This window comes from Pantoea sp. SM3640 (assembly GCF_015654165.1).
Lineage (GTDB): Bacteria > Pseudomonadota > Gammaproteobacteria > Enterobacterales > Enterobacteriaceae > Pantoea > Pantoea vagans.
On sequence record NZ_CP064872.1, the window covers coordinates 89,524 to 112,618 of the forward strand.

The following is a 23,095-nucleotide window of genomic DNA, read 5'->3' on the forward strand; positions in this document are numbered from 1 at the left end:
GCCTATGATTGTAATAGGGTTCTGTTTTTCACTCGCTTACAGGGAAGCATACCATGCACCTTACTTTTCTTGGCACCGGCGGCGGTGCTCCCAGCCTGCAACGTAACGTGACCTCCATTGCTTTTACCCGCGCGCTGAGTGGTGAAACCTGGCTGTTCGACTGCGGGGAGGGCACGCAGTTACAGTTTATGCGCTCCAGCCTGAAACCGGGCAAGCTGGATAAGATTTTTATCACCCATCTGCATGGCGATCATATCTTCGGCCTGCCGGGCTTACTTACCAGCCGGTCGATGGCCGGACTGACCTCACCCATGACGGTTTATGGCCCCAGAGGATTGAAGACCTTTGTTGAGACGGCGCTGTCGATCAGCGGTTCCTACACCGATTACCCGCTGAACATTGTTGAGATTGAGGCGGGCTGGACGCTGGATGACGGTGAGTTTCGTATCAGTGCCTGGCCGCTGAGCCATCCGGTGGAGTGTTTTGGCTATCGCATTGAACAGCATGACAAACCCGGCCTGCTGGATGCCGAGCGGCTGAAAGCCGAAGGCGTGCCCCGCGGCCCGTGGTTCCAGCAGCTGAAGCAGGGGGAATGTGTGACGCTGGAAGATGGGCGGGTAATTAACGGCGCTGACTACCTTGGCCCGGCGACACCCGGTAAAAAGCTGGCCATCTTTGGCGATACGGCTCCCACGGAGGTTGCGCTGCAGCTGGCGGCGGAGGTTGACCTGATGGTGCATGAAACCACGCTGGAGGCGGCGATGGTGGAGAAAGCCAACGGGCGCGGGCACTCCACAACCCTGCAGGCGGCGGAGGTGGCAAAGCGCGCCGGGGCAAAGCGGATGATCGCCACCCATTTCAGCTCCCGCTATCTGGCAAAGGACATGAGCCGCCTGCTGGCGGAGTGCCAGACCATTTTCCCCCGCACCGAGCTGGCCTCGGACCTGGCGGTGTTTACGGTTTAGTGATGCAGCGCCGGATAAGTAAACAGCAGCAGATGGGTGAGGTTAAGCGCGAAGTGCAGGGCGGCTGCCAGCCATAAGCGGCCGCTCCAGTGCCACGCCAGACCATAAAGCAGCCCGGCCAGCGTCGCGAAAACGACCAGCAGTACGCCGCCGGTTGCATGCGCCAGCCCGAACAGCAGCGTGCTAATCAGCAGCGCGGGCAACCCACCCAGCTTCTCGCTCAGCCGCTGTTGCAGATAGCCCCGGAACAGCGCCTCTTCGGCCAGCGAGACAAAGAACAGATTCGCCAGCATAAACGCGGGCAGCCAGGGCGGAAAATGAGGCTCAACGGCCAGACCACCCAGCAGCACGGCGCTACCCAGCAGCAGCGGCACGGCGGCGATTAATGCCAGCGCAGCGATCCACGGATAACGTGGTGGACAGGCCCGGGCACGGAACAGCGTCGGCAGGCAGGCCAGCAGTACAAAGGGGATCAGCGCTTTATCGAAGTTGAAGGAGAAACTGAACGGCAGGCTCTGTGCGCCCACCTTTACCTCATCGACGACGAGGGGATTGTGAAAGCCGGGAAAAAGATGGAGGAACAATCCCAGCGAAATCAGCACCAGCAGCGCTTCACTCAGAATGTGCTGCCGGGAACGGATTGGGTCAAAGCGGCGCAGCGCGACCAGTGCCGCGATCCCGGCCAGCAGCGGCAGTACTGGCCATGTCAGGACGTCGTGATAAAACCCCAGCAGCGCAGCGAGCGCTAACAGCAGTAGCGCCAGCCGCCGGGCGGGTTGCAGCGCGCCCAGCGCGCCTGCCAGCAGAATCCACATAATCGGTTATTCAGGAACGATCTGGTTCACCACGAAGTGACCGGTACCGGCCGGAACCAGTTTTTTGTGCAGCCATGGCAGCAGGGTATTCATCTGATCGGCCAGCTTCCACGGCGGGTTAATCACGATCATGCCGGAGGCGGTCATGCCGCGCTGATCGCTGTCCGGACGGGCAGCCAGTTCGATCTGCAGGATATTGCGGATGCCGGTTGCTTCCAGGTCACGCAGCATGTGTTTGATCTGCTGACGTAACACCACCGGATACCACAGCGCAAAGACGCCGGTGCCAAACCGTTTATGACCTTCCTGAATGCCTTTCACTACTGCCTGGTAGTCGCTTTTCATCTCATAAGGCGGGTCAATCAGCACCAGACCGCGACGCGACGGCGGTGGCAGTTTCGATTTTAACTGCTGATAACCGTCGGCACGGTCGACGCGCGCGCGGTTGTCTTTGCTGAACTCGTTGCGCAGCAGCGGATAGTCGCTGGAGTGCAGCTCGGTGAGTTGCAGCCGGTCATCTTCACGCAGCAGATGACGGGCAATCAGCGGTGAACCCGGATAGTAGCGCAGAGAAGGGCCACGATTCAGCGCACCGATGGCGTCAAAATAGGGTTGCAGCAGTTCCGGTGCATCGGGCTGTTGCCAGATACGCGAGATGCCTTCCAGATATTCGCCGGTACGCTCGGCGTGCTCGCCGCTCAGCTGGTAGCGGCCTGCGCCTGCATGGGTATCCAGATAGAAAAACGGTTTCTCTTTCTCTTTCAGCGCTGTGATGATCAGGCTCAGAACGGTGTGCTTCAGCACGTCGGCATGGTTGCCCGCATGGAAGCTATGGCGATAACTCAGCATTGTTTATCCTGTTGAATGTATAAGGTTTTAATTGATGGAGAATCAATTTATACCAATTATTACCTCACGTATTACCCACAGAACGACGCACAGCAACCGACGCAGGAAAAGCATGAGAATCCGCGATTATATCAGGGATGGCCTGGCGATGGGCCAGAAGCGTGATAACAAATCGGGATTACAGGGCGCGGCATCCTGTTGCAGGCATGCAGGTACGGAAAGCTGCCCGACGCGCTCATCGCAATCGCAGCCATAGTTTAAAAGCAGCGGGCTTTCGGGTAGCCATTCGCGCGTTTCTTCCCCACCTCATCCTGACCCCCATTGATTTTCACTACACTAAGCCGCATGTTACTTAGATTGCGTTGCGCGACCCGCTGCGCCCCATACATCGATAAAGGACTGCGCTATGACCAATCCGCTACTGACATCTTTTACGCTCCCCCCTTTTTCTGCTATCCAGCCTGAACATGTTGTTCCTGCCGTGACGGAAGTGCTGAGCCAATGCCGCGCAGAAGTCGAAAAAGTGGTGGCGCAGGGTGCGCCGTACACCTGGGATAACCTGGTTCAGCCGCTGGCGGAAACCGACGATCGCCTGAGCCGTATTTTCTCCCCGGTCAGCCATCTTAATTCGGTAAAAAACAGCCCGGAGCTGCGTGAAGCCTATGAGCAGACGCTGCCGCTGCTCTCTGAATACAGCACCTGGGTCGGTCAGCATGAAGGGCTGTATCAGGCGTATCGCAACCTCAAAGAGGGCGATCAATACGCGGCACTGGATCTGGCGCAGAAGAAAGCGGTCGATAACGCCCTGCGTGATTTCGAACTCTCTGGAATCGGCCTGCCAAAGGATAAACAGCAGCGCTATGGCGAAATCGCCGCGCGCCTCTCTGAGCTGGGTTCGGCTTACAGCAACAACGTGCTCGATGCGACCATGGGCTGGAGCAAGCTGATCACCGATGAAAGCGAGCTGGCCGGTATGCCGGAAAGCGCGCTGGCGGCGGCGAAAGCTCAGGCTGAAGCCAAAGAGCAGGAAGGCTGGCTGCTGACGCTGGATATTCCAAGCTATCTGCCGGTCATGACCTACTGCGATAACGCGGCGCTGCGCGAAGAGATGTATCGCGCCTATGCGACGCGTGCTTCCGATCAGGGTCCGAACGCCGGTAAATGGGACAACGGTCCTATCATGGCGGAAGAGCTGGCGCTGCGTCACGAGCTGGCTCAGCTGCTGGGCTTCGACTCCTACGCGGATAAATCGCTGGCGACCAAAATGGCGCAAAGCCCGTCTCAGGTGATCGACTTCCTGAATGACCTGGCTGAACGCGCCCGTCCGCAGGGTGAAAAAGAGCTGGAGCAGCTGCGCGCCTTCGCGCAGAAAGAGCATGGCGTTGAGCAGCTGAATCCATGGGATCTCACTTATTATGGTGAAAAGCAGAAGCAGCATCTCTACACCATCAGCGATGAGCAGCTGCGTCCTTACTTCCCGGAAGAGCGCGCGGTCGCCGGTCTGTTCGAAGTGGTGAAACGCATTTACGGTATCACTGCGAAGCAGCGTACCGACGTTGAGGTTTATCATCCTGACGTGAAGTTCTTCGATTTGTTCGATGAAACCGGTGAACTGCGCGGCAGCTTCTATCTCGACCTCTACGCCCGCGAGCACAAACGTGGCGGTGCCTGGATGGATGACTGCGTGGGCCAGATGCGTAAAGCCGATGGCAGCCTGCAGAAGCCCGTTGCTTACCTGACCTGTAACTTTAACCGTCCGGTGAAAGGCAAACCTGCGCTGTTCACCCATGACGAAGTGATTACCCTGTTCCATGAGTTTGGTCACGGCCTGCACCACATGCTGACCCGCATCGAAGCGCCTGGCGTTTCCGGTATCAGCGGTGTGCCATGGGATGCGGTCGAACTGCCAAGCCAGTTCATGGAAAACTGGTGCTGGGAGCCGGATGCGCTGGCCTTTATCTCCGGTCACTTTGAGACCGGCGAACCGCTGCCGAAAGAACTGCTGGATAAAATGCTGGCGGCGAAAAACTATCAGGCCGCGCTGTTTATCCTGCGTCAGCTGGAGTTCGGCCTGTTCGATTTCCGTCTGCATACCGAGTTTAATCCGGAGAAAGGCGCACAGATTCTGGAAACCCTGCGCGAAGTGAAAAGCCGCGTAGCAGTCGTTCCGAGTCCGGAATGGGGCCGTTTCCCGCACGCCTTCAGCCACATCTTTGCCGGTGGCTATGCAGCAGGTTACTACAGCTATCTTTGGGCGGACGTGCTGGCGGCGGATGCTTACTCCCGCTTCGAGGAAGAGGGCATCTTTAACCGTGAAACTGGTCAGTCGTTCCTGGATAACATCCTGACGCGTGGCGGTTCTGAAGAGCCGATGGAGCTGTTCAAACGCTTCCGTGGCCGTGAGCCACAGCTCGATGCGATGCTGGAACATTACGGCATTCAGGGATAAGTCGGTTCGTGAAAATCTGTTTGCTCGATGAATCAGGCGCCGGAGACGGCGCCTTATCACGTTTAGCGCAGCGCTGGCAGCTGGAGCACGACGAAGACGCGCTGCTGGCGCTGGTGCAGACGCCGACGCACCTTGAGCTGCGCAAGCGTGATGAGCCAAAGCTGGGCGGTATTTTTGTTGATTTCGTCACCGGGGCAATGGCGCATCGCCGTCGCTTCGGCGGTGGACGTGGCGAAGCTGTCGCCAAAGCGGTTGGCATTAAAGGCGGCTATCTGCCGGATGTGGTGGATGCGACGGCCGGACTTGGACGTGATGCGTTTGTGCTGGCGGCGCTCGGCTGCCGGGTGCGGATGCTGGAACGCCATCCTGTCGTGGCTGCGCTGCTGGAAGATGGCCTGCAGCGCGGTTATCAGGATGCGGAAATTGGCCCCTGGCTGCGCGACCGCCTGACGCTGATTCATGCAGCCAGTGCGCAGGCGCTGGGCGAGATTACGCCGCAGCCGGATGTGGTCTATCTTGATCCGATGTATCCCCATCGCCAGAAAAGTGCGCTGGTAAAAAAGGAGATGCGGGTCTTTCAGTCGCTGGTAGGGCCGGATGAAGATGCCGATGCGCTACTGGAACCGGCCCGGCGGCTGGCGAAGAAACGGATTGTGGTCAAACGGCCAGACTATGCACCGCCGCTGGCGGGTATCGTGACGCAGGCGGCTGTGGTGACGAAAAGCCATCGCTTTGATATTTATACGCCGCTGGTCAGTACGCTTTAGACGAATGACGATCTGAAGCGATTGCTTCAGGCCATAATAATTTTCCTGCTGCTTATCTCCGTATGCCTGGTCTGAAAGTGACCCGGCATAATATTTTTGCTAAATAAAAAAGCCTGCCTGAAATACTATCAGGCAGGCTTTAATTATCCGCACGGGCGTTGTCGCGTTAATGCGGTGTTACTGATTCGGTCAGGCGGCTAATTTAGTCAGGAAGCCTGAAAATGCGTTCAAAAAGCTTTTGGCGAAGTTCAGACCAATGGCTTTGTAGGTCAGACCTAGAGTCTGACCCAGATCAGTGCTTTCCTTGATTGATGCGACGGTGGTGTCGTATAAACCTGATACTTCAGTCAGTGCGGTATTAACCTCACCCAGAAATTCAGTCAGGCCCGCGCCGCTAACGGCAGCAATTTCTGTCTGATTAATCTCTCTCATTTTTAATATCCTTATTGGTTTTTTTAAATAATGGGAATCATTACTCTGCTTTACCCGTTGCCTGCGCAGCAGATAAGCCAGCGAAAGATAACGGATGAATTAAGCTTTTCCTATAGTAAGATTTTGATAAATTACGCTTTGCTATTAATAAAGTTTCTATCATTAGCGACTGGATGAATGAGCAATGTAATGATGGCTTTGAATTTATGTATAGGACTGTAGTTACAGTGCTAAAAGGAGGTAATATAAAAGGAGATTAGAAATGATAAAGCAGCATATATTGAGTTTTGTGTAAAGTCAGGCTGGTGGATATGTTTATAAATAAAAAGAAATTCAGGTGGCGTGGTCCGGGAATAAGGAACTTAAATCGCGAGCCAGAATAAAGAGTAAATATATTCAGCCCGATAAAAAGCCGGCTTACACCGGCTTTAATAACAGCGGTTACTCTTCGTCTTCATCGCGCAGCGGCACAATCAGCATGTCGATATGCACGGTATTGATCAACTGACGAGCTGAAGACATCAGCTTGCTCCAGAAATCCTGATGATGACCGCACACCACCAGGTCAACGTCATATTTTTTGATCGCATCAACCAGCACCTGGCCGAGGTCGCCACTGCCGCTCAGCGTCTCGCTGATCGGATAGCCCGCGGCATCTGATAACCCTTTCAGTGCCGTATGCGTCTCTTCAGAGATGCGCTTCTGCATATCCCCTAAGTTGACATCAATCAGGCCGGTGTAGAGGTCGGAGTAATTCACATCAACGTGAATCAGGGAAATTCTGGCATCGTACGGGCGAGCCAGCGAGACGGCCTTATCCACCAGTAACTGACTTTCGGGAGAAAGGTCTACTGCAATCAGGATGTGTTTATAAGCCATGATAAAACTCCTTTCACGAGATTAAGGATGGCATCCGGTGTTCCTGCCGCGTCACAGCTTAGCGAAATCCTTTGCGCGAGCGGGCGATGAGCGCCACCAAAGTGTCTACCTGCGTTGCAGGTGATGATGTTGTTATGTTCTGAGTATAGCCTTCTCTCACTGCAAATGCTGCCGTTGCCGCCTGGCTTATGAATAAGATCAAGGCTATGCCAGATTTACTCGCGCTGAACGAAAATCATCGTTGGAAAAAATGTAAAGAATTCTCCTACACTGAAAAAAGGCGGTCCGGTTCGCAGCCGCTCAGGGGGTCGAAAATTTTCGCAGTCCGGTGATTCAGTGGCTGGTTTTTTCTGCAGGCGGATACAGTGTCTGACGCTGGGTCTGTTGCTGCGATGCCAGTCGGGAGGGGGAGAATATGATCAACACTATTGCGCTTTTTTGGGCTCTTTGTGTGGTGTGTATCGTGAATATGGCGCGCTATTTTTCATCGCTGCGTGCCCTGCTGGCGGTATTACGGGGCTGTGATCCGCTGCTGTATCAGTATGTCGATGGGGCGGGATTCTTCACCTCTCACGGTCAGCCGAGCAAGCAGGTGCGGCTGGTCACCTATATCTGGGCAAAGCGCTATCTTGATCATCATGACGATGAGTTTATCCGGCGCTGCGAGCGGGTGCGGGGGCAGTTTCTTCTGACCAGTGCACTGTGCGGACTGGTAGTGATAAGTCTGGTGGCGCTGGCGATCTGGCATTAAAAAAGGGCGACTTACGTCGCCCTTTTGTCTGCTGGCATCACACCAGTTTCAAGGCAATCCAGTAGAGCGAACCTGACAGCAGAATACAGACCGGCAGGGTGAAGATCCACGCCATGGCGATGTTCTTGATGGTCCGGCTCTGCAGTCCGCCCCCGTCAACCAGCATCGTACCGGCTACCGATGAAGATAGGATATGCGTAGTGGAGACTGGCATGCCGGTATAGCTGGCGACGCCAATCGACAGCGCGGCGGTCACTTGCGCTGACATGCCCTGTGCATAGGTCATGCCTTTTTTACCAATCTTCTCACCAATGGTGGTGGCAACACGACGCCAGCCAATCATGGTGCCGATGCCCAGCGCCAGCGCGACGGCCACAATAATCCAGATCGGCGCATACTCGATGGTGCCAAGCAGGTCGCTTTTCAGCTTATTGAGGAAGCGCTTGTCATCTGGCGAGGTCTCTTCCAGACGGGCCGCTTTATCGGCGGTGTCTGAGATACACAGCAGCAGACGACGCATCTGGCCGCGCTGATCAACCGTCAGCTGATCGTAGCTCTGCAGATTATTCAGCAACACCTGAGCACGCTGAACCGCCTGCAGTGCGCGTGCGCTGTCACAGTGGAACTCCTGCGGGCTGGTCGCTGGCACTTCTTCCGGCGTTGGCAGCTTAGGCGGTGCCATCTGGATGATGTGCGTCAGCGAGGCGTTATGCTGCTGGTAATACTGCTCCAGGTGATTAACCGCATCGCGGGTACGCGTAATGTCATAACCGGAGGCATTCATATTTACCACGAAACCGGCCGGAGCCACGCCAATCAGGACCAGCATGATCAGGCCAATGCCTTTCTGACCGTCATTCGCGCCGTGCGAATAGCTCACGCCAATTGCCGAAACAATCAGGGCGATACGGGTCCAGAACGGCGGCTTTTTCTTGCCGTCGATCTTCTCGCGGTCAGCAGGCGTCATATGAATACGCGCACGCTTTTTGGTATTACTCCAGTAGCGACGCAGAATGAAGATCAAGCCGCCCGCCATCACCAGGCCGACAATCGGCGACAGGATCAGAGAAAGGAAGATGTTCAGGACTTTCGGGATGTTGAGTGCATCAACTACCGAGGTTCCGGTCATCAGGGCGTTGGTCAGACCGATACCGATAATGGCGCCGATCAGGGTATGGGAGCTTGAGGCCGGCAGACCGAGATACCAGGTGCCGAGGTTCCAGATAATCGCCGCCAGCAGCATAGAAAACACCATGGCGAGACCGTGAGCCGATCCAACATTTAACAACAGATCGGTGGGAAGCATATGAACAATAGCGTAAGCGACACTCAATCCACCGAGCAGCACGCCAAGGAAGTTGAATACACCCGCCATCACCACAGCAAGCTGGGCACGCATGGCACGCGTATAGATGACCGTCGCAACTGCGTTGGCCGTGTCGTGGAAACCGTTGATCGCTTCGTAAAACAATACAAACAGCAGGGCAAGAACCAATAACAGGCTAGTACTGAGGTCTAGACCAGCAAACAGATGTAGCATAAACGTTACGCCATTTTTGGAGGACATGAACGCGGCGCATTATCCGCGACAACGTGCTGTATGGGAAAGGAAAATATAGCGTTAATTTGACCTTTCGTCGTAAGGCTGAAGGGTAACTCAGCTAAAAAGGGTTAGATATTAAGCAGATACAATATGACACATTTACGGCAATTTTTTGACGCTGGCGTCTCAGTGAGCAGATCACTACAATCTGCGCCTTTCCAGTTAAGTGAGTGAACCGCAGTGGAACAGTTTGACGTTATCATCATTGGTGCCGGCGCCGCCGGTCTGTTCTGTGCCGCCCAGGCCGGACAGCGGGGACGCCGCGTGTTACTGCTGGATAACGGCAAAAAGCCGGGACGCAAGATTCTGATGTCGGGCGGTGGCCGCTGCAACTTCACCAACCTCTATACCGAACCGGCGGCCTATCTGTCGCACAATCCCCACTTCTGTAAATCGGCGCTGGCGCGTTATACCCAGTGGGATTTTATCGATCTGGTCAATCGTCATGGTATTGCCTGGCATGAGAAAACCCTGGGTCAGCTCTTCTGTGATGACTCGGCTCAGCAGATTGTCGATCTGCTGCTGGCCGAATGTGACAAGGGCAATGTCACCCTGCGGCTGCGCAGTGAAGTGCTCAGCGTGGCGCGCGATGAAAGCGGTTATACCCTGCAACTCAACGGCAGTACGGTTCAGGCGGAGAAGCTGGTCATCGCCAGCGGCGGCCTGTCGATGCCAGGTCTGGGGGCTTCGCCATTTGGCTATAAAATTGCGGAGCAGTTCGGCCTGAGCGTCTTTCCGACGCGGGCGGCGCTGGTGCCTTTTACTCTGCACAAGCCGCTGCTGGAGCAGCTGCAGACGCTGTCAGGCGTGGCGCTGGAGACCACGATTGATGCGCAGGATGGCACCCGCTTCAAAGAGGCGATGCTCTTCACCCATCGCGGCCTGTCCGGTCCGGCGGTATTGCAGATTTCCAGCTACTGGCAGCCGGGTGAATTCGTCACTATCGATCTGTCGCCCGCCACACCGCTTGAGGCGTTTCTGACGGCACAGCGTGAAACACATCCGAATCTCAGCCTGAAAAACAGCCTGGCGAAAATTCTGCCGAAGCGCCTGGTGGAAGTCCTGCAGGCGCTGAAGGTGGTGCCGGACATCACGCTGAAGCAGCTCAACAGCAAACAGCAAACTGAGCTGGCGCAGACGCTGCACGCCTGGCGCATCCAGCCAAACGGCACAGAGGGCTATCGTACGGCGGAAGTAACGCTGGGCGGCGTGGATACGACGCAGCTCTCCTCGAAAACCATGGAGGCGCGTGCGGTGCCGGGGCTTTACTTTATTGGCGAAGTGGCCGATGTCACCGGCTGGCTGGGCGGCTATAACTTCCAGTGGGCCTGGAGTTCCGCCTGGGCCTGTGCCCAGGCGTTGTAACGCGCGTTTACCAGCGCTGATGGACGTGAGGCGCGATCTTCTCCTGATAGATCTGCTTCAGCGCTGCCATCGTCTCCTCAGAGAGCGCATCGACATCGCTGGCGCGGGCATTGGCTTCAGCCTGTTCGCGATTTTTCGCGCCAGGAATCACCACGCTGACATCTTCGTTCATCAGGATCCAGCGCAGCGCAAACATCGCCATGGTGGTGTCCCCGGTGACGAAGCGGCGAATCTCCTCAACCGCTTCCAGCGCCACCTCATACGGCACGCCGGAGAAGGTCTCGCCCTTATCGAACGCTTCGCCATTGCGGTTAAAGGTGCGATGGTCGTCAGCGGCAAACACGCTGTCGGCATTCATTTTACCGGTCAGCAGACCTGACGCCAGTGGCACACGGGCGATGATCGCCACATCACGGCGTTTCGCCTCACGCAGTAGCAGTTCCGCCGGACGCTGGCGGAAAATGTTGTAGATCAGCTGAATCGACGAGACGTTGGGAAATTCCAGCGCCTTCAGCCCTTCCTCGACTTTCTCAACGGAAACACCGTAGTGACGGATTTTTCCGGCGGCCACCATCTCATCCATCACCGCGAAGACGTCCGGGTTGTAGTAGACCTCGGTCGGCGGGCAGTGCAGCTGCACCAGATCCAGCGTTTCGGTCTGCAGATTTTCACGTGAGCGATCGATAAAGGCGTTGAGATTTTCGGCGTTGTAGCCCTCAGTCACGTGCGGTGAAAGGCGACGCCCCAGTTTGGTGGCGACAAACGGGCGTTCCCCGCCGCGCTGGTTCAGCACCTCCGCAATAATCTTTTCGGAGCGGCCATCGCCATAGACATCGGCGGTATCAATAAAGGTGATGCCCGCATCCAGCGCGGCGTTCAGCGCGGCTTTGGCATCCTCCATGCTCACTTCTCCCCAGGTTCCGCCAATGGCCCATGCGCCAAAGCCAATTTCAGAGACGCGCTGACCGGTACGGCCCAGTGTTCGTAATTTCATGCAAACCTTCCTCGATGCGTTTCAGACAGGGTGACAGAAAAGGGCTAACCATTGATCTTAGCGCTTTCCGGCGGTGAGGCGATTCGGCGTTATTGCATACCAGACCCGTATAAACAGGAGGTTTTTTGCGGCAGGCTGCTGGTTACGTTGAAGATTTCTGCAAAAAACAGGCCGGATCGTGTGGATACCGCTTCGCTAATTAATTGATTTTAAGAAATTTCACCTGAAATTAAACAGGCGAGAGTGTGGATTCGGTCACATACTTCAATTTTCAGGCCAACAATGGGATCGCTATGTTTAAATTTGTTAAGTCGGTCTTTGCCAGTCCCGAGAAGTTTCTACAGATCATGACCCGTCAGGATATCAACGACTCCATCGCCGAAGGTGAGCGCATCATTATTGATGAGAACGGCAATATCTCGGTCAATACGCTGAGTGAGGAAGTCCACGAAGATTTTGCCCGCCATGTGAATACGTTAAAGGGAGTGTAAGGTGGGTACCGCAATATTTATGGTGCTGATGGTCAGTGGTTACTGGTACACCAGCCGTGATTTAAACAGCCGCTTTAAAATCCGCCGCTCGTCGGGCTGGGATGTCTATTTTCTGGTCGCGCTTTACGGCTGTATTTTTGTTCTGCAGGGCGTGTTCGCCACCGGCATCGTCTGGCTGCTGCTGCTCTGTATGTCCGGTGTCGCCAATGCCCTGCAGATGATCCCCGGCGTGCATCTGAAGTGGCAGGTGGAGTTCATGAACTGGAGTTTCCTGGGCATCCAGGCACCGGTTGTCATTATGCTCGCCTTCGCCATTCTGCTCTGCCTCTATCGCTCAAACTGGGCGGGCAGCGCACGCCTGAATGTATCAGGGCGTAAAGATCTCTATCAGCGGCTGTCACGATCCAACGGCGTGGAGCAACTGCTGTTTCAGTGCATGGAAGAGGGCGAGCTGGCGTGGATTACGCTGAAGTCGCGCCGTATTTACATCGGCATGGTGCATGCCTCGACCTTTGAATATGAGAGCACCAAAAACATCGTGCTGATCCCGATGCTGAGCGGCTATCGCGACAGCAAAACGCTGAAGCTGGCGGTAGAGCATAACTACAGCAAATGGTACGCCGAGCATGAGATCACGCTCGACTCGAAGCCTAAAGATGCGATGTCGTTCCGTAAAGTGATTATGGTGGACCAGATTGAGAGTCTGTCACTGTTCGATCCGGCCAGCGCCACGGCACTTTCGATGGGACATCCGCAGGAAGTGGAGAAGAGTCAGGGTAATGATGACGACAGTCCGGACAGCAATGAAAGCCGTGACGAGTCGGATTAAGAATGCTCACTTGGTTTTCCCTGATTAAATTGTCTCATCAGGGGAAACCGGGTTCATCTCACACCATATTTTCCGCCGTAAACAGCCGGAACGCGACTTTACCCGCCTGATAGACATCCGGCTGATAGCCGGTTTCCAGATGACTCAGCATCAGATCGATCGCTAATCGGGCATGCTGCCGGGCATGTTGATCCAGCGTAAACGCCACTTCATCGTTCAGCAGTAGCTGACGGGTCACATCATAAAGCTCGTGGGTGATGTAGGTGCATTTACCCAGCAGCTGATGAGCGCGCAGGGTATCGCTGACGTCCGTGTTGCCCATGCCGGTGTTGTAGACCCCGGCAATCGCCTGTGACGAACGCAGATTGCGGGCCAGCTCGCTGCGGATGGTTTCCCGCTGATCCTGACCCGACAGCACCTCACGCAGATAACGCTGCGGCGCACGCTGCTCCATGGCTTCACGGAAGCCGGCGATACGCTGACGGTGGGCGCGATAATCAAAGCGGCCGCTGACCATCAGAATGTCGCCGGGCTGGTTCAGGGTTTTACTCATCAGAAGGCCCGCGGTGCGGCCTGCCTGATACTGGTCGATGCCAACATGACACAGGCGGTCAGCGTCGGGCAGATCGGTGACGATGGTGATCACCGGCACATTGCGGCTGCGGCACAGCGCCAGTGCCCGATAGACAGGCGGTGAGTCATGTGCAAACACGATAATGCCGTCGCGGGTGCTGCTGCGGGCGACAATGCTCTGCGCCAGCTGCTCGGGCTGCGCTTCGGCCACGAGCGTTTTGTGCAGCTTCAGGCGGCGATAGCCAAGCTGACTGGCGATCTCGCTGAAACAGGTGGTGAGCTGCTGAAAAAAGGATGAGCCGTTGTTACTAAGGAAGACTTCGATTTGCCACGGATGCTGATACTCCTCTGGCAGCAGACGCCGGAGTCCCGCTTCACGCGCGGCCTTCAGAACTTTGCGGCTGGTCTCCAGCGAGACGCCGCCGCGCTCATTCAGCACCCGGTCAACCGTCGCAATCCCGACGCCCGCCATTTTTGCCACCACCTCTAAGGTGAGCTTTTTCATTCAGACTCCACGCGTAAATGGCGATTAGCTGCTGCCTGCCAGACTGTTTATCTCTTCTAACCGGTTAAAAGTAAAAGATAAAGTAATTTGATGATGGAAAACCATCAACAGCGTTGCGCCATGCGCTTTTACCCTCAGTGCGGTCGTCAGGTTAAAAAGCACAGCGGGCCGCTGTCCGGGCGGAAATACCGTTAAGCTTGTAGCGAGACAATTAACGAGGAGTGAATATGGCGCAGCAAAAAGAAGTTCTGATTATTGGTGCTTCACGCGGTATCGGTCTGGCGGTCGTGCAGGCGTTTGCCGGTGACGGCTGGCAGGTTACAGCCACCCATCGCAGCGGTGTTCCGGAACAGGGCAACAGGCCAGGTATCGACTGGCAGGCGCTGGATATGACCGACGCATCGGCGGTTCAGCAGCTTGCGGGCCAGCTCAGTGGCAACGCGTTCGATGCGATTCTCATCAATGCCGGAATTTCCGGGCCTTCGCACCAGAAGGTGTCGCAGAGTGACGATCAGGAACTGGCACAGCTGTTCCTGACCAATGCGATAGCCCCGGTTCGCACTGCAGAGATTCTGCTGCCGCTGCTGAAGCCGGAGGGCGTACTGGCGCTGACCTCATCCCAGCTCGGCAGCCTGAATGAAAATCCGGAGGCGCAGATGCCGATTTACTCGGCCAGCAAAGCCGCACTGAATATGCTGAGCCGCACGCTGACGCCGGCGGTTGAAGCACAGAACGGGACGCTGCTGACGCTGCATCCCGGCTGGGTGAAAACGGATATGGGCGGCGAGAGTGCGCCGCTGACGGCAGAAGAGAGCGCCGCCGGTATCGTTCAGCAGCTGACCCAATGGCGCGGACGCGGGGGTCATCACTACGTCGATTACGCCGGCCAGCAGCTGCAGTGGTAGGCTGATACGGGGCGGTTACGCCCCGATGTCCCGCAGTGCCTTACCCTTCATCAGGTTGCGTTCAATGTGCTCCAGCGTCACATGTTTGGTCTCGGGTACCAGCATCATCGTCAGCACGATAAACACCAGGTTGAGCGCGCCGTAGAACCAGAAGGTGTTGGCATTGCCCAGTTGATCCAGCATCGTCAGGAAAGTGGCTCCCACTATCATGTTGCCGACCCAGTTGGTGGTGGTGGAAGCAGTAATGCCGAAGTCACGCCCTTTCAGCGGCTGAATTTCTGAACAGAGCAGCCAGATGACCGGTCCGGCCGCCATTGCAAAGCCAACGATAAACATCAGCAGCATCGCGACCGCAAAGTATTTGCGGAAATCTGTTTCGACGCCGATATGCAGCAGCGTGCCCAGTACGCCCATGCCCACCGCCATCACCAGAAAACTGGTGGTGAGCATAGGCTTGCGACCCCAGCGATCGACAAAAAAGATGGCAATCAGCGTGGCCAGCATGTTGACCAGCCCGACAATCACCGTGCCCCACATCTGCTCACTGGTGCTGGAGAAACCGGCAATATTGAAGATTTTAGGGGCGTAATACATCACCACGTTCATGCCGGTAAACTGCTGCATTACCTGTAGCAGCATCCCCAGCCAGACCGCGCGGCGGAAATTGCCATTAGAGCGGAACAGCGACCAGCCGCGCTGTTTCACCTGGAGGCTTTCCCGGATCTCTTCCAGCTCCTCCCGTGCCTGTTCGCTGCTGTTACGCAGCCGATCCAGCACGCGCTGCGCCTCGTTGAAACGGCCGTGCGCCGCCAGCCAGCGCGGACTGTTGGGCAAAAACAGCACGCCGATAAACAGGATCACCGCCGGAATAGCGATAACGCCGAGCATCCCGCGCCAGTTGCCGCTGTAACTGAACGCGGTGTCGGAGAGATAAGCGACCACGATGCCGGTGGTCAGCATCAGCTGGTACATCGAAATCATTGAGCCACGAATACGTTCCGGCGCAATCTCCGCCAGATAGAGTGGCGCGGTATAAGAGGCGATCCCTACCGCCAACCCCAGCATCACACGGGCACAGACCAGCGACTCCACATCGGGAGAAAAGGCGGACCACAGCGAACCAATCACAAACAGCGTCGCGCCCGCCAGCATGCTTTTCTTACGTCCCAGCTTTGAGGACATCCAGCCCGCCGCCAGCGCACCCAGCGCCGCACCAAACATCATCGAACTCACCACCCACTCCTGCTGATGGTTGGTAATCTGCAAATCTTTCGCCAGGAACGGCAAGGCCCCTGCGATGACGCCGATATCCAGACCAAACAACAGGCCGGACAGCGCCGCCATAAAACAGACGAACCAGGTAAAACGGTTCTGATGATTTCCCGATTTTTTAGCCGCGGCCATGCGAGTCTCCTTGCGGTGATTCAGTGTCAATATTGTTAATGTTATGTAAACATAGTCGATATCAATGTGGGTCCGATCACACTTCCGGCTATCGCTGGGGTCGCACAACATGGCTGTGAAAAGAAAGCATCGGAGATCAGCAGGTTGATGCAGAAACGGGAAACCGCAGCCAAGGCACGAATATGCAAAGCAGCCTGCATCAGGTCAGATTTTGCAACTGACCGCCTGCGGCATTACACTTCCGCCTTTCTGCTATTGATTGAAGGTACTTATGTCTGAACCTTTCCAGCGTCAGCCGCTGCCCTTGCCGGGCGGCCATAAAAAAGTTTTACTGCACTCCTGCTGCGCACCCTGTTCGGGGGAAGTGATGGAAGCGATGCTGGCCTCCGGCATTGAATACACCATCTATTTCTACAACCCGAATATTCATCCGCTCAAAGAGTATGAGCTGCGCAAAGAGGAGAATATTCGCTTTGCCGAGAAATTTGGCGTGCCGTTTGTCGATGCTGACTACGACCGGGATAACTGGTTTGAGCGGGCGCGCGGGCTGGAGTGGTCGCCGGAACGGGGTGAACGCTGCACCATGTGCTTTGATATGCGTTTTGAGCGCACGGCACTCTATGCCCATGAAAACGGATTCCCGGTAATGACCAGTTGTCTGGGTATTTCACGCTGGAAAGATATGAAGCAGATTAATAGCTGTGGTGTCCGCGCAGCGGCGGCGTATCCGGATCTGCTCTACTGGGATTTTAACTGGCGTAAAGGTGGCGGATCGGCGCGAATGATTGAAATCAGCAAGCGCGAGAGCTTCTATCAGCAGGAATATTGCGGCTGCGTCTATTCACTGCGCGACACCAATCGTCATCGCGTCACCCAGGGACGTGAGCGTATTAAGATTGGTGTGCAATATTATCAGCCGGATGAATCCTGATTAACTGATATCGCAGAAAGCATCTGCCTGCGCATAGCCGCGCGCTGAGCGCGTAACAGGCCGGACTGTTACGCCACAGCTCTGCTTTATACTGCCTGGCCGGACGTAGCTGCACAGCGCGCAGGGGTCGTCGACGTCGGCCATCTGCTGCTTCGCTTCTTCACTCATCAGTCGTTTACGGCAGGCGCTTGGCGTGCAGCCCATAATCTGCTTAAACGAGCGGGTAAAAGATTGCTGGCTTTCAAAATGGTATTTCAGCGCCAGGCTGATGATGGGCGTGCGGCTGTTTTTTAAATCATTCACACTGGCGTTAAGTTTTTTCTTACGAATATAGCGCGCCAGCGTTTCATTATGATAACGGGCAAAGAGTTTCTGTAAATACCATTTCGAATACCCGGCTTTTTCTGCAATATCATCCACGCTTAAACGCTGGTCGAGATTATTGTTAATCCACTCAGTGATAGAGACGATCACGCTTTCGTTATATCTGTTTTCTTTCATAGCTGTTCTCCCCTGTTTAATTCAGCGGAATTATGAATTATTTATCTTAATGTGCTTATTCTTTGCGTAAAGTTCTTTCAGTATTTGAATCGTTATCTCTGAAGAGATTCATATGAACAGCAGTTTTTAATAAAACAGATGAATTGTAATTAGTCTGTTGTTAATTATAAGGGGAATAATTGATCCCGGGCGGATAACGATAAACGCGAGCATAGTATTTCGCTTGCCGCTTCGTGGTTAAGGCGGCCAGCATCTGTGAAATCAACGCCATAGCACGGACCATCAATAGATTTTCTGCCGCGACATGCCAGGCTTACGACTCACCTTTAACCTGGAGAACCCCGGATGAGCCCGACATATGCGTTGAAAAAACCGCTTGCCGCTTTGCTCACCTCGCTGGCTTTATTTGCGCATGCGCCCGCCAGTGCCGCGCCTGTTTATGGCGAACAGCTGGAAGGATTTCATTACCCCTATCCTCTGCAGCATTTCGATTTTCAGTCCCAGCAGCAAACGCTGAGTATGGGCTATATGGATGTGAAGCCGGTGCAACAGGCCAACGGCAAAACGGTGGTGCTGATGCACGGTAAAAACTTCTGTGGTGCAACGTGGGAAGAGACCATTCGCGCGCTGAGTCAGCAGGGCTATCGCGTTATCGCGCCCGACCAGATTGGCTTCTGCAGCTCGACCAAGCCCGCCAGCTATCAATATAGCTTTCAGCAGCTGGCTGAAAACACCCATCAGCTGCTCGCCCGGCTGGGTGTGGAGAAGGCGGTAATTATCGGTCACTCTACGGGCGGAATGCTGGCCACGCGTTATGCGCTGATGTACCCGGAACAGACGCAGAAGCTGGTGCTGGTCAACCCGATTGGGCTGGAGGACTGGAAAGCCAAAGGCGCACCGTGGCGGTCGGTGGATCAGTGGTATCAGCGCGAACTGAAACTCAGCGCAGAGGGCATTAAGAAGTATGAGCAGCAGACCTACTATGTCGGGCGCTGGAAACCTGACTATGACAAGTGGGTCGATATGCTGGCCGGGCTCAACAGCGGGCCAGGACATCAGAAAGTGGCGTGGAACTCCGCTCTCATCTACGACATGATTTTCACGCAGCCGGTATTTTATGAATTTGGCGATCTGAAAGTCCCGACCACTCTGATGATCGGCACCTCAGACACCACGGCCATCGGCAGTGATATCGCCTCAGCTAAGGTCAAAGCCCGGCTGGGCGATTACGCGGTGCTGGGTAAAGAGGCCGCAAAACGCATTCCGGGCGCGCGTTTAATTGAATTTCCCGGAATGGGGCACGCGCCACAAATGGAAGAACCGGCAACGTTTAATCAGACGCTGCTCGACGATCTGGCGCGGCCCTGACGGGTCAGGCGCTGCGGCGCCTGATCTCAAACCGCTACGCGTTTCTGCTTTTTCCTGAGGTACATCTGCTCATCGCTGTCGTGCAGCAACTGTTCCAGCGACTGTGGATGCGCTGCGTCAAACTCCACCACGCCGGACGAGAATTGCAGGCGGTAACGACGATTCAGACTGACTGACTGCTGTTGCAGATAATGGTCGAACCGGGCGAGTAACGCTTCGCTCTGCTGCTGCTGCAGGCCGTTAAACAGCACCACGAACTCATCGCCGCCCAGACGGGCAAACAGATCGGAGTGCTTAAACACCACCTTCATCGCATCGGCAAAGTCCATCAGCGCGCGGTCGCCTTCACGGTGGCCCAGCGTGTCGTTAATCTGCTTAAACTTGTCGAGATCGAGAAAGGTCAGGCAGGCGGGCCGGTTTTTCATCAGGCACTCATTCAGAACCATCTGCCCCAGCGTCATAAAGCCGCGACGGTTGGTAATCTGGGTCAGCTCATCGCAGGTGGCGGTCTGAAAGGCGACCAGTTCCGCTTCGGCCATCGCGGCCAGGTCGCGCATCGTGGCCTGATCCTCTTCGTTGAACTGACGCGGTTCGCGACCAATAATGCAGAGCGTACCCATTTTCGCGCCGCCGGGCGCACGCAGTGGACAGCCTGCATAAAAGCGAATATGCGGTTCGCCAGTCACCAGCGGGTTATCATGAAAACGCGCATCTTTTTGCGCATCTTCAACGATCATGATCTCATCCTGCAGGATGGCGTGGCCGCAAAAGGAGATGTTGCGGGGTGATCCTTTAGGTTCATAGCCCTGAGCAGATTTAAACCACTGATGGTCATTTTCCAGCAGGCTGACTAACGCGATAGGGACGTCATACAGGCGGCGCGCCAGGCGGGTTAAACGATCAAACCGCTCTTCCGCTGGCGTGTTCATTATGTTCAGCGCACGCAACTGCGATAAACGTTGTGCCTCGTCGGCAGGGATTTCAGGTGCTTTCATCACAGAGACCTTTATTGTTTTAGCGGAAGCCAGGTTCTGGTGTTTGCCTTACGGCGAAGAAGAAGAGCGTGACATAGCAACCACGCTCTTTATGAGGAGGGGATCAGAGCACTTTTTGTTCTGCGAGATCAAGGGCGAAATAGCTGAAAATCAGGTCCGCACCGGCGCGTTTAATCGCACCGAGACTTTCCAGCACCACATTACGCTCATCAATGGCACCGGCCTGTGCGGCAAATTTAATCATCGCGTATTCGCCGCTCACCTGATACGCCGCCAGCGGCAGTTCGGTGCGTTCACGAATGTCGCGCAGAATATCCAGATAGGCACCTGCCGGCTTCACCATCAATGAATCCGCGCCCTGGGCCGCATCAAGCAGCGATTCACGGATCGCTTCACGGCGGTTCATCGGGTTCATCTGGTAGGTTTTACGGTCGCCTTTCAGCGCCGTTCCGGCGGCTTCACGGAACGGGCCGTAAAACGATGAAGCGAATTTGGTGGAGTAGGACATGATGGCGGTCTGGGTAAAGCCCGCCGCGTCCAGTGCCCGGCGAATCGCCTCAACCTGACCATCCATTGCCGCTGACGGCGCAATGAAATCCGCACCGGCTGCGGCGGCAACCACGGCCTGCTTACCCAGATTGGCCAGGGTTGCATCGTTATCGACGCCGTGATCGCAGAGCACGCCACAGTGACCGTGGCTGGTGTATTCGCAGAAGCAGGTGTCAGACATCACGATCATTTCCGGCACGGTGTCTTTGCAGATGCGGGACATGCGTGCCACCAGACCGTTTTCGTTCCAGGCATCGCTGCCGGTCGCATCGGTATGGTGCGAAATACCAAAGGTCATCACCGAGCGAATGCCCGCTTTGGCGATGCGCTCAATCTCATAAGCAAGGCGTTTTTCCGGAATACGCATTACGCCAGGCATCGCCTGAATCGCTTTGTAATCGTCGACTTCTTCTTCAACAAAAATAGGCAGAGCCAGATCGTTCAGGCTCAGAGAAGACTCCTGGAACATTTCACGCATTGAAGCGCTGGCGCGCAATCTTCTTGGGCGCTGGATAAGGGAATAATCAGACATTTTCATTCTTACGCAGGTGAAAAAAGTGACGACAGTTTACTCTCTTTGCCCGCGAGGCATGAAGGTTTGTGTGCGGTAATAAGAGGGGAAAAGGACTCTCCCGCCGGGCGGCGGGAGAGCAGAACGATTACTCGTTGATATCCGGATGCTGCTGCACCAGGTTTTTACGTTTCGCTTCCAGGCGGGCAATTTCTTCGTCGATATCTTCGATTTTGTGCTCGATGTTATCGTGATGCTCCTGCAGGATTTCGCGCGCTTCTTCCATGTCTGAGGCCGCTGGCGTCGCACCTTTCAGTGGCTTGTTTGCCGTCTCTTTCATGAACAGACCGGTAATCAGACCAATCACCGCCACCACCATGAGATAGTAGGCTGGCATGTAGAGGTTGCTGGTGGTTTCTACCAGCCAGGCCGCCAGCGTTGGCGTCAGACCGGCAACCAGTACCGAGATGTTAAACGCACTCGCCAGCGCACTATAGCGGATGTGCGTCGGGAACATCGCAGGCAGTGACGAGGCCATCACACCGGTAAAGGCGTTGAGGATCACCGCCATCAGCAGCAGACCGGCAAAAATCAGGCCCAGCACGCCACTGTTGATCATCATAAAGGCGGGAATGGCGAAGACCAGCAGGGCAATACTGCCGATGATGACAAACGGACGACGGCCAAAACGGTCACTCATCATGCCGATCATCGGCTGAACAAACAGCATACCGATCATAATGGCGATGATAATCATCACGCCGTGATCTTCGCTGTAGTGCAGGTTGTGCGACAGGTAGCTCGGCATGTACGTCAGCAACATGTAGTAGGTGACGTTCGTCGCGATAACCAGACCGATACAGGAGAGCAGGCTGCGCCAGTGTTTGGTCGCAATCTCTTTAAACGAAACCTGCGGACCATCCTGCAGGCCTTCGCGGTCGCCCTGTTCCAGTTTGTCCACGTGCTGCTGGAATGCCGGGGTCTCTTCCAGCGCATGACGCAGGTAAAGACCGATGATGCCCAGCGGCAGCGCGACGAAGAACGGCAGACGCCAGCCCCACTCAAGGAAGCTTTCTTCCCCGATAATGGAGGAGATCAGCACCACCAGGCCCGCACCGAGCACGAAGCCCGCAATCGAACCGAAGTCGAGCCAGCTCCCCATAAAGCCACGTTTACGGTCAGGCGAATATTCGGCGACAAAGATTGAAGCACCGGTATATTCACCGCCTACCGAGAAGCCCTGTGCCATCTTAGCTAACAGCAGCAGAATCGGCGCCCAGATGCCGATGGAGGCATAGGAGGGTATCAGGCCGATACAGAACGTACTGACCGACATGATGATGATGGTGATGGAAAGGATTTTCTGACGACCATATTTGTCGCCCAGCATACCGAAGAACAGACCACCCAGCGGACGGATCAGGAAGGGTACAGAGAAGGTACCCAGCGCGGCGATCATCTGCACGCCTGGTGATGCATCCGGGAAGAAGACTTTACCCAGTGCATAGGCCACAAAGCCATAAACACCGAAGTCGAACCACTCCATCGCGTTACCCAGAGAGGCCGCGGTGATGGCTTTACGTAAACGGGCATCATCGATGATGGTCACATCATCGATCCCAATTGGTTTTACACGCTTCCTACGCAATTTCATAGAATTACCC

The 23,095-nt window shown here is 55.4% G+C and carries 22 protein-coding genes; 10 read left to right on the forward strand and 12 right to left on the reverse strand.

Annotated features, from left to right (window positions below; translation table 11 throughout):
* Positions 1-53: 53 nt before the first annotated feature.
* Entirely contained in the window at positions 54-965 is a 912-nt protein-coding gene (rnz, locus tag IV493_RS00410) for a ribonuclease Z (RefSeq protein WP_013359392.1), read from the forward strand.
* On the opposite strand, the gene IV493_RS00415 is transcribed toward rnz, so the two are convergent.
* Together IV493_RS00415 and IV493_RS00420 are read right to left on the reverse strand one after the other, a co-directional pair.
* A complete protein-coding gene (locus tag IV493_RS00415) occupies positions 962-1,780 on the reverse strand; it encodes a CPBP family intramembrane glutamic endopeptidase (protein WP_110331025.1) in 819 nt (272 codons plus the stop codon). The two genes, rnz and IV493_RS00415, sit on opposite strands and share 4 nt — an antisense overlap.
* Positions 1,781-1,786: 6 nt before the next feature.
* Entirely contained in the window at positions 1,787-2,629 is an 843-nt protein-coding gene (locus IV493_RS00420; protein ID WP_033734342.1) for a 23S rRNA (adenine(2030)-N(6))-methyltransferase RlmJ, read from the reverse strand.
* 406 nt (positions 2,630-3,035) lie between these two features.
* On the opposite strand from IV493_RS00420, the gene prlC reads away from it, so the two are divergent.
* Positions 3,036-5,078, forward strand: coding sequence for an oligopeptidase A (prlC, locus tag IV493_RS00425; protein ID WP_013359389.1), 2,043 nt, complete (start codon positions 3,036-3,038; stop codon positions 5,076-5,078).
* 8 nt (positions 5,079-5,086) lie between these two features.
* Complete coding sequence (gene rsmJ / locus IV493_RS00430) at positions 5,087-5,845, forward strand: 16S rRNA (guanine(1516)-N(2))-methyltransferase RsmJ (RefSeq protein WP_147789623.1); 759 nt, start codon at positions 5,087-5,089, stop codon at positions 5,843-5,845.
* 189 nt (positions 5,846-6,034) lie between these two features.
* On the opposite strand, the gene IV493_RS00435 is transcribed toward rsmJ, so the two are convergent.
* Together IV493_RS00435 and uspA are read right to left on the reverse strand one after the other, a co-directional pair.
* Complete coding sequence (locus IV493_RS00435) at positions 6,035-6,277, reverse strand: hypothetical protein (RefSeq protein ID WP_147789622.1); 243 nt, start codon at positions 6,275-6,277, stop codon at positions 6,035-6,037.
* A gap of 441 nt (positions 6,278-6,718) precedes the next feature.
* A complete protein-coding gene (uspA, locus tag IV493_RS00440; protein ID WP_147789621.1) occupies positions 6,719-7,156 on the reverse strand; it encodes a universal stress protein UspA in 438 nt (145 codons plus the stop codon).
* 415 nt (positions 7,157-7,571) lie between these two features.
* On the opposite strand from uspA, the gene uspB reads away from it, so the two are divergent.
* On the forward strand, positions 7,572-7,907 hold the full coding sequence (gene uspB, locus IV493_RS00445) for a universal stress protein UspB (protein WP_013359386.1): 336 nt from the start codon (positions 7,572-7,574) through the stop codon (positions 7,905-7,907).
* A gap of 37 nt (positions 7,908-7,944) precedes the next feature.
* Here the strand turns inward: uspB and pitA are convergent, their stop codons facing one another.
* The gene (gene pitA, locus IV493_RS00450) at positions 7,945-9,447 is read right to left on the reverse strand and encodes an inorganic phosphate transporter PitA (protein ID WP_143813135.1); all 1,503 of its coding nucleotides are present in this window, start codon (positions 9,445-9,447) and stop codon (positions 7,945-7,947) included.
* 243 nt (positions 9,448-9,690) lie between these two features.
* Between pitA and IV493_RS00455 the strand changes: the two genes are divergently transcribed.
* Positions 9,691-10,875 (forward strand): NAD(P)/FAD-dependent oxidoreductase, encoded by a 1,185-nt coding sequence (locus IV493_RS00455; protein WP_195857595.1) that lies wholly within the window; start codon positions 9,691-9,693, stop codon positions 10,873-10,875.
* 7 nt (positions 10,876-10,882) lie between these two features.
* On the opposite strand, the gene IV493_RS00460 is transcribed toward IV493_RS00455, so the two are convergent.
* A complete protein-coding gene (locus IV493_RS00460; protein ID WP_095706548.1) occupies positions 10,883-11,869 on the reverse strand; it encodes an aldo/keto reductase in 987 nt (328 codons plus the stop codon).
* 293 nt (positions 11,870-12,162) lie between these two features.
* Here IV493_RS00460 and IV493_RS00465 point away from each other — a divergent pair, with 293 nt between their 5' ends.
* Both IV493_RS00465 and IV493_RS00470 read left to right on the forward strand, forming a co-directional pair.
* Positions 12,163-12,360: a hypothetical protein gene (locus IV493_RS00465; protein ID WP_013359382.1), complete on the forward strand. Its 198-nt coding sequence runs from the start codon at positions 12,163-12,165 to the stop codon at positions 12,358-12,360.
* Between the two features lies 1 nt (position 12,361).
* Positions 12,362-13,189, forward strand: coding sequence for a hypothetical protein (locus IV493_RS00470; RefSeq protein WP_195857596.1), 828 nt, complete (start codon positions 12,362-12,364; stop codon positions 13,187-13,189).
* Between the two features lie 58 nt (positions 13,190-13,247).
* Here the strand turns inward: IV493_RS00470 and IV493_RS00475 are convergent, their stop codons facing one another.
* On the reverse strand, positions 13,248-14,267 hold the full coding sequence (locus IV493_RS00475) for a LacI family DNA-binding transcriptional regulator (RefSeq protein WP_013359380.1): 1,020 nt from the start codon (positions 14,265-14,267) through the stop codon (positions 13,248-13,250).
* Positions 14,268-14,494: 227 nt separating this feature from the next.
* On the opposite strand from IV493_RS00475, the gene IV493_RS00480 reads away from it, so the two are divergent.
* Positions 14,495-15,172 (forward strand): SDR family oxidoreductase, encoded by a 678-nt coding sequence (locus tag IV493_RS00480; RefSeq protein ID WP_013359378.1) that lies wholly within the window; start codon positions 14,495-14,497, stop codon positions 15,170-15,172.
* A gap of 15 nt (positions 15,173-15,187) precedes the next feature.
* Here IV493_RS00480 and IV493_RS00485 read toward each other — a convergent pair whose 3' ends face one another.
* Positions 15,188-16,576, reverse strand: a complete 1,389-nt coding sequence (locus IV493_RS00485) for a sugar porter family MFS transporter (RefSeq protein WP_013359377.1) — start codon at positions 16,574-16,576, stop codon at positions 15,188-15,190.
* 271 nt (positions 16,577-16,847) lie between these two features.
* Here IV493_RS00485 and IV493_RS00490 point away from each other — a divergent pair, with 271 nt between their 5' ends.
* Complete coding sequence (locus IV493_RS00490; protein ID WP_013359376.1) at positions 16,848-17,507, forward strand: epoxyqueuosine reductase QueH; 660 nt, start codon at positions 16,848-16,850, stop codon at positions 17,505-17,507.
* On the opposite strand, the gene IV493_RS00495 is transcribed toward IV493_RS00490, so the two are convergent.
* Complete coding sequence (locus IV493_RS00495; RefSeq protein WP_013359375.1) at positions 17,508-18,008, reverse strand: helix-turn-helix domain-containing protein; 501 nt, start codon at positions 18,006-18,008, stop codon at positions 17,508-17,510.
* 345 nt (positions 18,009-18,353) lie between these two features.
* Between IV493_RS00495 and IV493_RS00500 the strand changes: the two genes are divergently transcribed.
* Positions 18,354-19,376, forward strand: coding sequence for an alpha/beta fold hydrolase (locus IV493_RS00500; RefSeq protein WP_195857597.1), 1,023 nt, complete (start codon positions 18,354-18,356; stop codon positions 19,374-19,376).
* 26 nt (positions 19,377-19,402) lie between these two features.
* On the opposite strand, the gene IV493_RS00505 is transcribed toward IV493_RS00500, so the two are convergent.
* The 3 genes from IV493_RS00505 to proP form a co-directional block, all read right to left on the reverse strand.
* Positions 19,403-20,371, reverse strand: coding sequence for a diguanylate cyclase (locus IV493_RS00505; RefSeq protein WP_013359373.1), 969 nt, complete (start codon positions 20,369-20,371; stop codon positions 19,403-19,405).
* A gap of 103 nt (positions 20,372-20,474) precedes the next feature.
* Complete coding sequence (gene hemB / locus IV493_RS00510) at positions 20,475-21,452, reverse strand: porphobilinogen synthase (protein WP_033734324.1); 978 nt, start codon at positions 21,450-21,452, stop codon at positions 20,475-20,477.
* 127 nt (positions 21,453-21,579) lie between these two features.
* The gene (gene proP, locus IV493_RS00515; protein ID WP_033784222.1) at positions 21,580-23,085 is read right to left on the reverse strand and encodes a glycine betaine/L-proline transporter ProP; all 1,506 of its coding nucleotides are present in this window, start codon (positions 23,083-23,085) and stop codon (positions 21,580-21,582) included.
* Positions 23,086-23,095: the final 10 nt, after the last annotated feature.

What these genes read in the sequence shown, in the direction of transcription:
- pitA (WP_143813135.1), bottom strand. Translation starts at nt 9,447, where the DNA reads ATGCTACATCTGTTTGCTGGTCTAGACCTCAGTACTAGCCTGTTATTG.
- IV493_RS00475 (WP_013359380.1), bottom strand. Translation starts at nt 14,267, where the DNA reads ATGAAAAAGCTCACCTTAGAGGTGGTGGCAAAAATGGCGGGCGTCGGG.
- IV493_RS00500 (WP_195857597.1), top strand. Translation starts at nt 18,354, where the DNA reads ATGAGCCCGACATATGCGTTGAAAAAACCGCTTGCCGCTTTGCTCACC.
- IV493_RS00435 (WP_147789622.1), bottom strand. Translation starts at nt 6,277, where the DNA reads ATGAGAGAGATTAATCAGACAGAAATTGCTGCCGTTAGCGGCGCGGGC.
- IV493_RS00495 (WP_013359375.1), bottom strand. Translation starts at nt 18,008, where the DNA reads ATGAAAGAAAACAGATATAACGAAAGCGTGATCGTCTCTATCACTGAG.
- uspA (WP_147789621.1), bottom strand. Translation starts at nt 7,156, where the DNA reads ATGGCTTATAAACACATCCTGATTGCAGTAGACCTTTCTCCCGAAAGT.
- hemB (WP_033734324.1), bottom strand. Translation starts at nt 21,452, where the DNA reads ATGTCTGATTATTCCCTTATCCAGCGCCCAAGAAGATTGCGCGCCAGC.
- IV493_RS00480 (WP_013359378.1), top strand. Translation starts at nt 14,495, where the DNA reads ATGGCGCAGCAAAAAGAAGTTCTGATTATTGGTGCTTCACGCGGTATC.
- IV493_RS00465 (WP_013359382.1), top strand. Translation starts at nt 12,163, where the DNA reads ATGTTTAAATTTGTTAAGTCGGTCTTTGCCAGTCCCGAGAAGTTTCTA.
- IV493_RS00420 (WP_033734342.1), bottom strand. Translation starts at nt 2,629, where the DNA reads ATGCTGAGTTATCGCCATAGCTTCCATGCGGGCAACCATGCCGACGTG.
- uspB (WP_013359386.1), top strand. Translation starts at nt 7,572, where the DNA reads ATGATCAACACTATTGCGCTTTTTTGGGCTCTTTGTGTGGTGTGTATC.
- IV493_RS00485 (WP_013359377.1), bottom strand. Translation starts at nt 16,576, where the DNA reads ATGGCCGCGGCTAAAAAATCGGGAAATCATCAGAACCGTTTTACCTGG.
- rnz (WP_013359392.1), top strand. Translation starts at nt 54, where the DNA reads ATGCACCTTACTTTTCTTGGCACCGGCGGCGGTGCTCCCAGCCTGCAA.
- proP (WP_033784222.1), bottom strand. Translation starts at nt 23,085, where the DNA reads ATGAAATTGCGTAGGAAGCGTGTAAAACCAATTGGGATCGATGATGTG.
- IV493_RS00505 (WP_013359373.1), bottom strand. Translation starts at nt 20,371, where the DNA reads ATGAAAGCACCTGAAATCCCTGCCGACGAGGCACAACGTTTATCGCAG.
- IV493_RS00490 (WP_013359376.1), top strand. Translation starts at nt 16,848, where the DNA reads ATGTCTGAACCTTTCCAGCGTCAGCCGCTGCCCTTGCCGGGCGGCCAT.
- prlC (WP_013359389.1), top strand. Translation starts at nt 3,036, where the DNA reads ATGACCAATCCGCTACTGACATCTTTTACGCTCCCCCCTTTTTCTGCT.
- IV493_RS00460 (WP_095706548.1), bottom strand. Translation starts at nt 11,869, where the DNA reads ATGAAATTACGAACACTGGGCCGTACCGGTCAGCGCGTCTCTGAAATT.
- IV493_RS00415 (WP_110331025.1), bottom strand. Translation starts at nt 1,780, where the DNA reads ATGTGGATTCTGCTGGCAGGCGCGCTGGGCGCGCTGCAACCCGCCCGG.